Raw genomic sequence first — 13,689 nt, forward strand, 5'->3', positions numbered from 1 at the left:
TTATTTGCGCTGGTCGATAAATGAGCCGCCGCTCGTCGGTTGGCGGTAAGCGCCGGCGTACTGGCCGGAGACTTTGCGCGCCTGGCCGAGTCGGGCCATCTGGACGGTAAATTGTTCGTGCACGCGCTTTAGGAGCGGCTGCAGCTGAATTTCGAGTTGTTGAATGTCATCGATAATCGCTTTTTCGTCATCTGACCAATCATCTGTGCCTGCTGCCGAGAGCGCTTCGATCGTCTCCTGGCGGCTGTCGAATAAGTCTTGAAGCCGTTCGAGTTGCCCGGCTTCGTTTTTGTCCATATCTGAATCAATCGATTGTGCTTGTGCGTAAATGTCTTGTGTTTTCGTTAAAAAATCGGTGAGCCCGTCGGTTCTCGTATCCATTACATGCCTCCGAACATATTCTGCTGCATCCAAGCGCTTTGCGAGTTCATCTTGCTGAGCGCTTTTTCCATCGCCGTGAACTGGCTCCAGTAGCGGTCTTCGATGCTCGTCAAACGGTCCTGCCAGCGCGTAATTTCCGTTTCCATGCGGCGCAGTTTTTGGCTCATCGTGCTATTGTCCACCGAACTCGCCGGACTGCCGGCTTGTGCGCTTAACTTTTTGACCACGTTATTGAGTGTGTCGTACACGCGCGCGCCAATTCCGTCGCCAGCTGCACTGCGGACCGTAAACAAGTTCATCACTTCTTCTGGTTTTTCAGTAAGCGCGGCTTTTAATTTATCTTCGTCGATGAAGAGCTTGCCGCCTTCTTGGTAATTGCCTGTATTAATACCGATTTGCGACAGCATAGTGAGGTTTCCGGCGCCAGCGCCCCCGACGCTATCCATGAACGCGCGACGCAAATCTTGCAGCGCAGATTTCATGATGGGATCATTGCGCAGTAAACCACTACGCGCTTTTTCTTCCCATAATTCGATTTCTTTGTCGCTCATTTCTTCTTTTTGCTCATCGGAGAGCGGTTGGAAATCCGAGTAGCGTTTTTCGACCAGTTGCTTTTGCAAGTCTTCGATCGCTTTGTTATACGATTCTACAAAGTCTTTGATCATCTGCACTGGTTTTTCTGGATCTGATTTAACGGTAATAGCAGATGAACTGCCGTCCGTATCAACTTTGAGCATTTCAATCGTCAATCCGTTAACCGTTGTTTTATTGCTAGTCAGCCCGTTCACTTCAACGCCATCAATAATGATAGAACCGTTTGCTCCATTGGTAGTCGCAACAGACAAGTTAGTCGTCCCGGTAATTTGCTTGCTGAGATCTGGATTATCTGCAGTCCCATCAGCGGTCTTGAAAGATAAGCTAAAGTTTTGCGCCTGGCCTAATTCTTTCGAAGAAATGAAAAACCGTGAAGTAGTGTTATCAAAATTGGCTCGTAGGGCAGGCACGCTACCTGCTGTTTTCGACTGCAATAAATCTGCGACCGCTTTATACGTCATGTCTGCTGTAATATCTACCTCAACGTCGGTTTCCCCTCCAACGTCCACAAGGATTTTCCCAGCAACACCGATGGCATCAGTCGATTTCGCTGCTCCGTCGGTTACTTTTTGAATCGCAGATGCCGAAGTATATTTAGCAGGAGCCGCCAGTGCAGTGACTTGTACATTGTATTTCCCGTTCATCGCTGTAGCACCCGGTGTCACTTTCGCACTGCCGGACCCTGTCGCTTCTGCACCGTACGCATTGAAGCTCGATTGCAGGCGTAGGTTACTCGCGCTTGTACGCAGGTTCGAAAACGTCAAGTTTTGTTCACGTACCGCTGCTTGCTGCCATTCGGTCCAGGTTTTTTGCTGAACCAATTTATCCATCGGCATTTTCTGTATTTGCATCATTTGTTTGACGATGGAGTCGGTGTCCATCCCGGAAGCTAATCCGCCGATTCGCATTGCGCTCATAGCTCATTCACTCCTATCTTATCGCTTTTCATCAATCATGATCCCCGCGAGTTCGGTCATCGAAGCGTACATGTCCAGAAACTTGCGATTTGGGATTTCTCTTAATATTTCCTCGGTTTTTGTGTCGATCACTTGCACGTAATACACTTCCAATTGCTCGTGCAGCTGGAATTTGATATTGGTCGCAGCGGGCTCTAAAAATTCATTCATGACGGCGATCTTATCGTCGAGCATGTCTTTGGTTATCGGTTTAGCAGGCTCTTGATGTTGCTGCTCCTTGGAGACATTCACGTCTTTTGGAACGATTGGATCTATTTTGGCGATTTCCTTAAACTGCGGCGCTGATTGATTCGTGACTTCCATGACGACACTCCCCTAATCTTTTAAGTTCAACCTAAAAAGCTCTCTATTGTTATTATCGGCACGGTTTGCTTTTTTTTTAGCAATCCAATCAAAAAAATAAGACAAGCCCATAAAGAGCCTGCCTTATCTTATGTGAGTTGCGTATAAAATTTACTGACGCCTTGTGTCCAGTGGTTGTTGAGGCCGGTCGGATCGTTCGCCGCGCCAACCGGAGCATACTTCGCGCCGATTTGCGCAATGCTTTCCTTGCCTTGGTTCAAATAATTTTGCCGCAAATTGCGCGCCATATCGTAAATGCTGTCGGCTACCGAATCGTAGCTGCGTAGGCCGTTCTTGCCCATCATGCCAGCGATATTGTTTTTCTCATTCGCCGCGCGTGATGAGCCGTTTCCGGTTTCATGTACCGCAATCGCAGACAAAAGATTCGGGTCAATATCGTATTTCTTGCCAGCTTCAATGAAATGCACCGCCGTGCCGCTCAGTTTTCCTTCGAGTTGCCCGTCGAGCTTCAGAAACTGGACTGGCCGGAACTTCAAATCGCTTTGGTCTGCGCTGCTCGTCGCCACGTCTTTATGCTCCATCGTCAGGTTTGCGACAGCCGGATTATACGAAGCACTTGCCGGCGTCATAAAAGCCAAACTGTTTGTAGTGGATGCTTGTTGCATGGGCGCTTGCATCTGCTGGACATTTTCCAGCATCGCCGCCATCAACAGCATCATAAACGACCCCGACATCCCGGTCGATTGGCTATTCGCCGCACCGCTCCCGTTCATCGAGGACGTCTGCTGAAGCGAACTCATCGCCGTTTGAAACAGCCAATTTGAATTGATCGGCCCCATCATAGTTCTTCCACACCTTCCGTTTCCATTTATTCGTTTAGTTTACAAGATTATTTATCATAAAAGAATAGGATAATTGTGGGAGAAACCATGTGTTTTGAAGAATAATTTCTAGTGCTCCTAGGTATCAGGTTCAATAGTCTATCAAGTTGATTAAGACACTAAGACGAGGAGGCGATTAGAGATAGTATAGCTTATTGAAAGATTCTACACTTTTTTAAAAGAACATTTTCTTTAAAGACGTGGTTTGTAGATATAAGATCAACTCAAATAGTAGTAAGCTAATCTTCTAGATTTTTTCAATATATCTTGTAGATTCTTTAATACTTATTCACAAGTTGAATTAGCGATTTAGCAAACTCTATTTTAGTCCATTATAAATATGTTTGTATTGAACCAGTGCCATTTGTTTCTTCTATACGAGAGAACGTTCCGTTAAAAACTTTTATTAATTTGGTTAAGGAATGTCCGTAGTTATTAATTCCCCATGAGCAAATTACCGTTTCTGTAGAGAGACTTGCCCAATCTCTTGGGATGAACTTCCCTGCTAAACCACCATGGTGCGGTACCACCATAATTAGTTTATTAATTGTTCTAGGAGCTAAAATAAATTCATATACTTTATTATAATAATTATCACCTGTAAGCACTATACTCTTATCATTACCTTCATAATAAAGAACTATACTATCTAGGTTTTTGTTTTTTGCCCCTGTAGTTCTATATAGCGAAATATAGGAATTAATCACACACGAGAAATGTATCTCCACCTTTTGAGTTGAGTTATCTAATTTTCTACTTTTAGGTATAAATTCAATGCAAATATTTTCATCCTCCAATAACTCAATTACTCTAGCTATCGTTTTTGGAGTTTCTCCTTTTATATTTGCCGGTGGTGTTGGAGCGATTACTTTTTCTATTTTTCTTAATTCTGATTTTTCCATTTTAAATAAGACATGATAGTGATCGACATCCCAATGACTAATAACAATGCTGAAACGCTCTGTCTCTTCTAAACCAGACTTCTGAATCAAGGCTCTAATATCTTCTTTTCCATAGTACTTGTCTGCGCCGATATCAAAGAAAACAGTATATTCATCGCTTTTTATTTGATTCCAATTACCATGTCCTACATCATGTACAATTAATACATCACTCATAATTTTTCACCTCATTTACTTCTCAAATGAATTTAAAGTGTATTTATAAAAATCTAATTTTTCATCCTTGCTTTTATAAGTTATTTTTAGACGGAATAATAATGATGCATTCTCATGCTCTAAAGAATAATATTCAAAATCGATGTTGAAATTGCGCCAAAACGAATAAGGCACTTCGTACCAATGGCCTTCCCTTGGGCCGGTACGGAAAGTATTTTAAATCAGTAACTTCAATTAATGAACGTTGATCTTCTTCATTCCACTTCTTATCAACGAATTCATCTTCCCACAATTGTTTCAACCCTTGTAAATCAACCGTGTCAAAAATGATAGTCCCATTATGATTGTTAGATTCACAATATAGTTTTACTTTATGCATCCTTGTACTTCCCTCCCACACTTAGATACAAATAGAGAAAACTTTTATACTAAAGGTAATTGGTATACACTAGGGTTTCTTTAACTTCAAACAAATACAACACGCTATTTCTTATAAATTTATTTTAGTTAATTCCTTATTAAATTTGTTAACCTTTCAAATCCACCGATCTGCCAATATGCGGCTGAACCGATTGCTCAAGCATCTTCACAACACTCGCGCTATTGTTCTCGGCCTGGTCCATCGCTTTCTTGGTCACTAAGACGCTTGCTTCTTGCCGGACATTCATCTGGCTGAGCGACATCGATAAAGCGGCGATATCCATCTGAACTCCCCCTTAATAGAACTTAGTTATAAAAAAAAGGAGCCTAAAATCAGGCTCCTTTTGGTGTTTAAAATTAACGTAGCAACTGAAGCACTTGCTGCGGCGCTTGATTCGCCTGTGCCAACATTGCTTGTGACGCTTGTGCAAGAATCGAGTTCTTAGTTTGTTCCATCATTTCTTTCGCCATCGTGCGAACATTTACTTTCATAAATGACTAGACTATATCTTCACCCTCTAGTATTAGTAGGGGCCGGGCACTTCGGATCAATCAGTGCTGATGGACACTGTGTCACCTACGGATTTCATCACCATAGCTTTCGCCTTAGATGGTCTATCCTAGTCGTTGAACCTTCTCCACTCTTTCGAGACAGGAGCTTGGCTGCTGATTGCCCAATCTTTTATTTTCTCGAGCCGTCACGCTTGTCGTTTCCAACTACGTTGTGGCAATAAAAGCTTAAGGGCTTTCCAGCAATTCACCCGGTCGTAATCTCTGATCGTTACCAATCAGGACGACTGTACCTCCACTCGCTTACGCGGCTTCGGCATAATCAACGTCGCGGATACGTGATTCCGCAGCTGTTAGGTTTTCAGAAGATGTGTTTAAGTTGTTGATTGTGTGCTCTAAACGGTTTTGGCTAGCGCCTAATTTAGAACGTTCAGACGAAACACTTTCAATTGCATCGTTGATTACTGAAATGGAAGCTTGTGCACTTTGAGCACTAGTGACGTCCAAACCAGCTACTTTTAAAGCACCCGCTCTCATATCTCCGACACCTACATTAATAGTTTGAGAAGAGTTTGCACCAACTTGTAGAGCTAAAGAAGTGTCTGCATCGTCAAAAGACGCTTCTGTTCCAGTAAATGTCAACTCGTCGCCAACTTTCATTGAACCAGCCGCTCCAAGAGTAACAGTGAAATCTCCGATAACTTGCGTACCAGCTGCTGCAACATCGCTTGCAGTTCCTGTTACACCAGCTTTATCTTCCCAGCTTAAATCGTATCCAGTGATTGCGCCTGTACCATCTCTAGTTATACCAGTAACTTTTACGTTATAAGTGTTATCTTCGCTAGTTCCAACCGCAGTTAGAGCTACAGAAGCAAATGAAGCATCCGTATTATTCACTTTGACTCCTTCTGCAGTTGAACTTGTACCACTTAATTCTCCATTAAGTATTTTTTTTGAATTAAATTCAGTTGTGTTGCCAATACGATCAATCTCTTCTATTAATTGATCCATTTCTTTTTGAATTTCGCCGCGATCAGTATCCGTGTTTGTATCATTGGCAGACTGTACAGACAATTCTCGCATACGTTGTAGAATATCTTGTGTCACGGACATAGCGCCTTCTGCGGTTTGAATTAAAGAAATACCATCCTGAGCATTCGTCGAAGCTTGCTCAAGTCCGCGAATTTGTCCGCGCATTTTTTCAGAAATTGTGAGTCCAGCTGCATCATCTTTTGCGCTGTTGATGCGAAGACCAGAAGACAATTTCTCCATGCTGTTCATTTGCGCGCTTTGAGCTGAGCCCATTTGTCTGTGTGTGTTAAGTGCTGCGATGTTGTGATTGATAATCATTGTGTATTACCTCCGTGTAATGTTTTTTTGTTTTTGCAAGCGCCCAAATCCGTTTGGACTGCCTTACACTCTATTTATCGGTAGGCATTTTAAAATGTTTAGCTTTTTTGAAAAAAATTCTAAAAACTTTTTGAAGTCACTTTATCCTATATATATATTTAAATTTTATGAAACAAGAAAAAACCTGAAGTAGGCTAGTTGCCCGCTCCAGGTTTTATTTTTTCATCTTCAAAAAGTCACTAATATCAATCACATTCGACACCGCGTTCTTGTTCTCTTCCTGAATCTCCAAATAAATCTCTTTCCGGTGGATCGGAATTTCTTTCGGTGCGGAAATTCCCAGTTTGATGAGGTCGCCTTCGATGGAAGTGACCGTGATTTCGATGTTGTTGTCGATGACGATCGATTCGCCGACTTTGCGTCCGAGTACGAGCATCCCTTACACCTGCCTTGCCGCTTGTTGGAATAGCGGATGTTTCACTTGGTAGTTTGCGTTGCTCAGGACGATTTGTTTGCCGAGTTGTTGTTTGTTGTTGATGACGACTGGCGCTTTTAAGTTAGCTGTCGCGTCGCCAATTTGTTTATTTGGCGTGACCGTCACCAAGACAATCGCATCGGACGGCTCGTCCAGTTTCAATTGCCCGGTTAACGCATCATCGAGCTTTACTTCATAGTCTGGCAAAAACACAAACGGGTCTGCCATGAAGAAGCTGATTGCTGCGTGTTCTGTGGACTGGAGGAAAAAGAACGGCGAGTCGCCTGATGGATCTGCCGGAAGTAAGACGAATGTCGTCTCCTCTTCAAATCCCGGAATGCCGCGCTCGAATGTTAAGAGGCGATCATCTGCGAGTTCGAGTTCGCCGAATTGTTCGGTTTGGATTTTCATAGCTGACTTCCTTTCTATATGAACCTGATTTAGCCTGCTTCTATATGAGCCATCTCGTGCATGCGCAAACGCACCAAAGCTTGTTCGCCTTCGATGCCTTTTAGTTCCGCGGTAAACGACTCGATTGATAAGCCTTGACCTTCCAACAGCTTCGCCACGTCCGGCTGCTCAAACAGCGCTCGGCTGATGATCACTTCGCCCGCATCTCCTTGGCCTTGCACGCGCGCGGCTAGATTGACGGTACGGCCGAAATAATCGAGCCGGTCGTTGGAGTTGACGGCGATGGCCGGTCCGCTGAATAAGCCGACTCTTAATAGCAGTGTATCATGTGTTTGTGCGTTAAACGCATCCAGTTTTTCTTGAATCGCAAGCGCTGCCCTCACACCGTCTGCGGGTTTTGAGAACACCGCCATGACCGCGTCGCCAATCGTCTTGACGACGCTACCCGAATTTTGCTTGATGTGTTCGGTCAAAAAGTCGAAATGGCGCCGCACACGTCCGTAGGCATTGGCATCTCCTGACTCCTCGTAAAGCGCGGTCGAGCCTTTGAGATCCGTGAACAAGATCGTCACGTGTCCGATGGCGATTTTCTGGCCTGGCGCCAGCACTTCTGATGAAAACAAATCGCGGAATTCCTGCATGGCCGTCACTTTCGCCGCCGTCACCGTTTCCTTGCTCCAGTCGGCGTATTCGAGCGCTACGACGATGTCTTTTTCGCTGTCATTGACGATGGCAATATCCGCAGTTTCCTGAGAAGATTCCACCCAGCCGGATGCTGTGTAACAAAACGCACCGGTCTGGCCGATCCGGATTTGGTCATTCAATTGCAGCACGCGCAAGCGCATCGGCGTGTGTCCTGCGACCGGCTTGAAACTGACCGCTTGCCCTGCCCGGACGATGCGTTGTGCGATGACGTGCGGCGTGATGAGTGGGCTGCCGACGCAATACACTTCTGCGTAAGCGGTGCGCACGGTCGGATGTACCGAGAAATGCAATTCGACGGACTGGTCGAAATTCGCGTCGTAAGCAACGCCGCACAAGTCGCAATGAAAGCTTTGCTCGAGTTCCGATAAGCTGCGGTGATTGTCCTTGGACACGCGGCAGTTCGGGCAAATGACGTGCCAACTTAGTTCCAATAAGCCGGTTTTCGTGGCATAGAGCATGCCCCGCAACACTTCATCCATTGGCATATTCCACAGTTTCGCTAGATTTTTCGGCACGATCTCTGCCGCGTCTTGTTCAGTGCTGTTGTTGAGGTAATGCTTCAAACGTGCCGCGAATTCTGGGGCGACCGGGTACTTGGTCAATTGCTTGCTTAAGCTTTCGAGTTGTTCGGTATTCACTTTCGGTGCGCGTTGGTTTGTCCTTGGTGCTTGTTCAATCTGTTGCGGCTGGTAATCGTCCAAAAACGCCATGATTTTCTTCAGCGCCGGCACTCCCGTTGCCTGGATGCCCACATAGCCGAGCACGTTTTTCGGAGAAAATTCCGCCGTTAGCCGGACTTTCGTGCGCGGCTTTTCGCCTTCGCTTACCTCAAAAAATTCCAGCGTTAATATGTAATAATTGAGCGGCCCGTCCAGATATTGCCGTTCGGTCGTGTAATACTCCAGCTCCTGCCATTCAAACGGCAGTGATTTCCACGTCATCGGGACGACGCGCATCACTTTCGCCGCCGCTTCCCTGTAAATCAAGCCGGTCGCTTCGGTTTTATTCGGCTGAAACTTCACGGGGAACAAACCGATCGCATCGTTCAAGCGGTTATTGTCCGCAAGCTGCTCCCACGCCGTCTGTCGGTCGACCGGATATTCTTTTTCAATAGTGTAATGCTTTGATTTCAATGTCATCTTCACTCACTCCTATGTCAACGCAATCGCCAAGGCCAGAAACAAGAGATGGAAAATCTGGTCTGCCACAATTGATAGCCATTTGCTTTCCACCCCTGTCGCCATTTGAATGCGCCTGACCCAAAATGCGACAAAGCGCCGCCGGTCGAGCACCACATGACTCACAAAGACGAGCGCAAGCGCCGACAGCGATAAGCCGCCGGCAAATAATCCGAACAAAGCGATGACGGCTGTGTACACCGTGACGTGTGCCAGCAGCGGCAGCCATTTGGTCGCTTTGTATTGCGCCATCCACGAAGTCTGCAGCAAAAAGTCGCCGACTAAATGGCCCAGCAGTAAATAATCGAACATGCTCATATTTGGTATCTCCGCTCTGTTTTATACGTGCTTAAATCGTAATCGCATTCTTCCAAGATGGCGATCATCGCATCGACCGCCGCTTCATCAAACAAGCCTCCTCGGCAGCGCACGAGTTCTGCGGCGCCTTGTTGCGGAGTGAAGCCATTGCTATAAGAACGCACCGTCGTCATCGCATCAAAGGTATCGGCGACGCTGACAATGCGCGCAAACAAGGGAATCTCATCGCCCACAAGCCCTTCTGGATAGCCGCTGCCATCTAAGCGTTCGTGATGGGATTTTGCTGTCGCCACCGCTTGCTCCATCGCGCGCCTCGGCTCCATGTTCCCGAGAATGCCCGCGCCGATTAAGGTATGCTGCTGGATGGTGCTGTATTCTTCTTGCGTCAAACGCCCGGGCTTTTGCAGCAAATCGTCGCGAATGCCAATTTTCCCGATATCGTGCAGCAGCGCCGCTTTATACAATTCTTCGCATTCATTTAAAGGCAGCCCCATTTTCTGGGCGATCCATAAGGAATAATTCGCGACGCGCCCCGAATGCCCGGATGTGTAAGGATCGCGTGCATCAAGCACGGTCGCGAGGGTGCGGATCATGCTGAGGAGCATGCGGTTGAGCTCATCGTACATTTGGCTATTGTGGAGCGCGAGCGCGGATTGATGCGCCAGCGCTTCCGCCAAGCGCAGATCCTGTTCGGTGAACCACTCGCCCCCTCGCTTATTGAGCAATTGCAGCGAGCCGAGCTGGTTGTTTTTGATAATCAATGGCACTGTCATTAAGGAACTTGTGTGGAATCCGCTCTCCTGATCGATGCGTTCGTTCCAGTCGGCATGCGTCGAGACATCCCCGATTCGTTCCGCCTGGCCGGTCTCCAATACTTTCCAGACGATGCCTTGCCCTTTTGGCATGGTCACATCAAGAATCTCCGCGGCGGCTGGGCCGAATGCAGAAACGGCCTGCAATTCCTGCCCCTCTGCATCCACGACCCACAAAGTGCCCGCTTCCGCGCCAATCACGTGCATCATCTGCTGGAGGATATGGTCGAATACTTTATCCAGTTCGAGATGGGAATTGAGGTCTTTCGCAGCATCCCATAATGCCATCAGCTCCTGGATACGTTGTTCCAATTGTTGTATGTCGTTCATGAATGGCCTCCGCTATTTTTACTTTGAAGTCGAGATGAATTGCTTACTTTTAAGATAGCTGATGATGACACAAGAGACAATGCGTCTCCGCGTTTGCAGCAACATCATGGTGCCCAGAAGATGCAGTAACATGTGCGTTCATTCAGCCTTCTCTTTTATTATCGGCCATTTTGCCAAAAAATTTACTAAAATTGCGTAAAAAAACCGGACCTGTAAGAGGCCCGGCCGTTCGTATTGTTATGCTTCGATTTTTTCCAAGCTTTCCAGCGCTTGTTTGACGGTGGCATAAGCATCCGCCGTGGCCAATTGAATGCCTGAGCGGACGATGGTCTGCACCAAGTCCGGACGCAAGCCTGCCACGACGACGTGAATGCCCATTAAGCTGAATGTGCTGCCGATATGGTGGATCGCTTCTGCGGTTTGGTCGTCGATCGTCAAGACGCCCGAGAAATCGGTGATGACGTGATAGACGTCCATCTCTGCAATGCGCGGGATGACGTTCGTCAAAATGTGATTGACGCGGTAGCTGTCGAGATAGCCGATGAGCGGCAAAACGACGACATCGTCAGCGACCGGGACGATCGGTGCCGACAAAGAGATCATCTCGCTTTGCATTTCCGCTTCGAATTTTTCCTGCAGCCGCTCAAACGCAAAGAAGGTCTCGTTCAAGCTGACATCGAGCAAGGTATTGATGCGTTTGATGACCCGTGCATTTTCTTCCAGGCCAAGCCCAAACTTCACGCTCAACTCCGTGAACAACTCTGCCATGACGACGCGCGTCGGCGGATAACGCACGACGATCTCAGAAATCTTGCCGCCGGATGTAATTTGCATTTCGGCATTTTTCTTGCTCCACTCGATTAACGCATCCGGCACGTCCAGGTCGGCTTCGTTGCCAAGGGTTGCCCCGAGATGGCCCAGCAATTCTTCGTACATTTCAACCGCCCGTAAGCTTTCCGCTTCCGGGATGTCCTGGTCGATTTTCGCAAGCACCCGGTCGACTACTTGTTCAGCGAGCGTCCGAGGGCTCGCTGTGATATATCCGCAAAACTCCGTAAATGAAGACATTCCGCCTGCCACCTTTTCCAATGAATTGCCCTCAGTATACCATTTTGTATAAGGCTAGGCACGCCGATATGACTATGGAAACGACAATGACATACTCCTGTAACAAAGCCCCGCCTTATATTTCAGGCGGGGCTTTCATCTACTTATTGAATCTTGGTCGTTCTGCGGATCGCGCTCATCGTCCCGAGGTGGAGCGCATCGTGTGAAATCATGAATGCCAGCACTTCACCGAGCGTCTCCATGCCGATAAACGGCTCGAGCAATTTGCTGTCGAGCTTACCGGCTGTGATGTGTTCAATCTGGTCGGGCTGGTCGCGCAGCACTTGCTTGAGCTCTTCTAGTGAAGGCACCTCGCCTTCCCAGTTTTGCGGCGATGTGCCGCTTGCGAATAGTTCTTTATAGCGTTCCGGCAAAAACGGTGTTGTGTCGAGCGATTTCGAAACGAAGCTGTCGATTCCCGTAACCAAATGGCCGGCATTCCAACGGATGGAATTGCGGAACGGTGCCGGCATTTGGTCCGCCTCTTCTTCACTCGTCTTGTCCAGCAGCTTGATAATCATGCTGCGCCAAGTTTTCCATTGGCGAAACATTATCTCTTCATTCATCCTATCGCCTCCTGAAATGTGAATAGGCTCATTTTAGCGTTTTCATGGCGGGCTAAGCAACGCTTTCGATTCAGGTTTTCCGGCTACATCAGAAAGCTAACCATTTTTTGGTAGATACTTTGCTTTTTCCACCTAAAATACCGTTCTTGCACAAATTACTTGTGAATTAAGTCACATCGGATATACTTTAATTACCACATCAAAAAAGGGGGAGTATGATTGAACTGTAATAATTGTTCAGTCTCCACATTGTCATTTGATATTCGCCTCAGCGGTGAATTGAACCAATCCATTATCCCAATTGCCATAGATCACTTAGAGCGCCAGGGGCTTGAGGTGTCTTTGAAAGATTATCGGCTGCGCCTGGATGAGTTCGGGGCCCGTGAATTTTTGAGTTTTTGCGAAGATTTGCTGGAAACTGAGTCCGCGGAATTCCGCATCAACCAGGAAAGCTATCAGCCAATCACGAATATGCGCCACGTGTTCGACATGGAATGGATCGATGAAGTCATTCAAAACGAGCGCATCGTATCCCATTACCAGCCGATTGTCGACGCAGAACGCAATGTTTTCGCCTATGAGATGCTCGCTCGCTTCCACGATGCCGACGGGCAAGTTATTTATCCGGACACGATCTTTCCCGCTGCGAAAAGCCGCGGCCGCCTGTACGCGCTCGACCGCGTCTGCCGCATGACCGCTGTCCGGGCAGCCGGCCAATTGTCCGACGAAAAAGCATTCATCAATTTCATCCCGACCTCGATTTATTCGCCGGAATTTTGCCTGCGTTCGACCATTGAACTGGCCCAGCAAACTGGCGTCGACCCGAACCAATTGGTATTTGAAGTCGTGGAATCCGAGAAAGTCGACGATTTGGAGCATTTGAAGCGCATTCTCGGCTATTACAAGTCAAGAGGTTTCCAATACGCGCTTGACGATGTCGGCGAAGGCTATAGCACCGCCGAAGTGCTCGATGAACTAAAGCCGCATTTCATGAAACTCGATATGCAATACGTGTTCGGCGTCGCTCAAGACGCTGACAAACAGCTGGTTGCAAAAAGCTTCTTGGATAAAGCCCGCGCTGCCGGCTCTACGCCGCTTGCAGAGGGCATCGAAACCGAAGAAGATTTCCAATGGCTAAAAGCACAAGGCTACGAATTGTTCCAAGGCTATTATTTTGGCAAACCCGCCGCAGCCCCGCTTACCGCTAAAGCTGTATCATAAATTAGAAAGAGGAAGAGACCTATGCGTCTCTT

Annotated in this window: 17 protein-coding genes; 1 reads left to right on the plus strand and 16 read right to left on the minus strand. The window is 47.1% G+C overall.

The window, feature by feature from the left end; translation table 11 throughout:
- The 16 genes from AY633_RS13525 to AY633_RS13595 form a co-directional block, all read right to left on the minus strand.
- Entirely contained in the window at positions 1-381 is a 381-nt protein-coding gene (locus tag AY633_RS13525) for a hypothetical protein (protein WP_068488812.1), read from the minus strand.
- A complete protein-coding gene (gene fliD / locus AY633_RS13530) occupies positions 381-1,892 on the minus strand; it encodes a flagellar filament capping protein FliD (RefSeq protein ID WP_260804581.1) in 1,512 nt (503 codons plus the stop codon). Before fliD ends, AY633_RS13525 begins: the two co-directional genes overlap by 1 nt.
- Positions 1,893-1,910: 18 nt before the next feature.
- Positions 1,911-2,255, minus strand: coding sequence for a flagellar protein FlaG (gene flaG / locus AY633_RS13535; RefSeq protein ID WP_068488813.1), 345 nt, complete (start codon positions 2,253-2,255; stop codon positions 1,911-1,913).
- Positions 2,256-2,383: 128 nt separating this feature from the next.
- Entirely contained in the window at positions 2,384-3,094 is a 711-nt protein-coding gene (locus tag AY633_RS13540) for a glucosaminidase domain-containing protein (protein ID WP_260804582.1), read from the minus strand.
- A gap of 374 nt (positions 3,095-3,468) precedes the next feature.
- Positions 3,469-4,254, minus strand: a complete 786-nt coding sequence (locus tag AY633_RS13545) for a ComEC/Rec2 family competence protein (protein WP_068488815.1) — start codon at positions 4,252-4,254, stop codon at positions 3,469-3,471.
- Between the two features lie 133 nt (positions 4,255-4,387).
- On the minus strand, positions 4,388-4,633 hold the full coding sequence (locus tag AY633_RS13550; RefSeq protein WP_068488816.1) for a hypothetical protein: 246 nt from the start codon (positions 4,631-4,633) through the stop codon (positions 4,388-4,390).
- 148 nt (positions 4,634-4,781) lie between these two features.
- Positions 4,782-4,958, minus strand: a complete 177-nt coding sequence (locus tag AY633_RS16395) for a YjfB family protein (RefSeq protein WP_069577449.1) — start codon at positions 4,956-4,958, stop codon at positions 4,782-4,784.
- A 73-nt stretch (positions 4,959-5,031) separates the two neighbouring features.
- Positions 5,032-5,166, minus strand: coding sequence for a flagellin (locus tag AY633_RS13555; RefSeq protein ID WP_008431706.1), 135 nt, complete (start codon positions 5,164-5,166; stop codon positions 5,032-5,034).
- 321 nt (positions 5,167-5,487) lie between these two features.
- The gene (locus AY633_RS13560) at positions 5,488-6,534 is read right to left on the minus strand and encodes a flagellin N-terminal helical domain-containing protein (protein ID WP_068488817.1); all 1,047 of its coding nucleotides are present in this window, start codon (positions 6,532-6,534) and stop codon (positions 5,488-5,490) included.
- Positions 6,535-6,748: 214 nt separating this feature from the next.
- The gene (csrA, locus tag AY633_RS13565) at positions 6,749-6,970 is read right to left on the minus strand and encodes a carbon storage regulator CsrA (protein ID WP_068488818.1); all 222 of its coding nucleotides are present in this window, start codon (positions 6,968-6,970) and stop codon (positions 6,749-6,751) included.
- Between the two features lie 3 nt (positions 6,971-6,973).
- Positions 6,974-7,420 (minus strand): flagellar assembly protein FliW, encoded by a 447-nt coding sequence (fliW, locus tag AY633_RS13570; protein ID WP_068488819.1) that lies wholly within the window; start codon positions 7,418-7,420, stop codon positions 6,974-6,976.
- 29 nt (positions 7,421-7,449) lie between these two features.
- Positions 7,450-9,264 (minus strand): adenylate/guanylate cyclase domain-containing protein, encoded by a 1,815-nt coding sequence (locus tag AY633_RS13575; RefSeq protein ID WP_068488820.1) that lies wholly within the window; start codon positions 9,262-9,264, stop codon positions 7,450-7,452.
- A 12-nt stretch (positions 9,265-9,276) separates the two neighbouring features.
- A complete protein-coding gene (locus tag AY633_RS13580) occupies positions 9,277-9,621 on the minus strand; it encodes a DUF3307 domain-containing protein (RefSeq protein ID WP_068488821.1) in 345 nt (114 codons plus the stop codon).
- Positions 9,618-10,763, minus strand: a complete 1,146-nt coding sequence (locus AY633_RS13585; RefSeq protein WP_068488822.1) for a GAF and HD-GYP domain-containing protein — start codon at positions 10,761-10,763, stop codon at positions 9,618-9,620. The genes AY633_RS13580 and AY633_RS13585 overlap by 4 nt, the downstream gene beginning before the upstream one ends.
- A gap of 237 nt (positions 10,764-11,000) precedes the next feature.
- A complete protein-coding gene (locus AY633_RS13590; protein ID WP_068488823.1) occupies positions 11,001-11,831 on the minus strand; it encodes an STAS domain-containing protein in 831 nt (276 codons plus the stop codon).
- A 143-nt stretch (positions 11,832-11,974) separates the two neighbouring features.
- Positions 11,975-12,436: a DinB family protein gene (locus tag AY633_RS13595; protein ID WP_068488824.1), complete on the minus strand. Its 462-nt coding sequence runs from the start codon at positions 12,434-12,436 to the stop codon at positions 11,975-11,977.
- A gap of 219 nt (positions 12,437-12,655) precedes the next feature.
- Between AY633_RS13595 and AY633_RS13600 the strand changes: the two genes are divergently transcribed.
- Positions 12,656-13,657, plus strand: coding sequence for an EAL domain-containing protein (locus AY633_RS13600; protein WP_068488825.1), 1,002 nt, complete (start codon positions 12,656-12,658; stop codon positions 13,655-13,657).
- The last annotated feature ends 32 nt before the right edge of the window (positions 13,658-13,689 follow it).

The organism is Planococcus maritimus (genome assembly GCF_001592825.1).
GTDB classification, from domain to species: Bacteria; Bacillota; Bacilli; order Bacillales_A; family Planococcaceae; genus Planococcus; species Planococcus maritimus_C.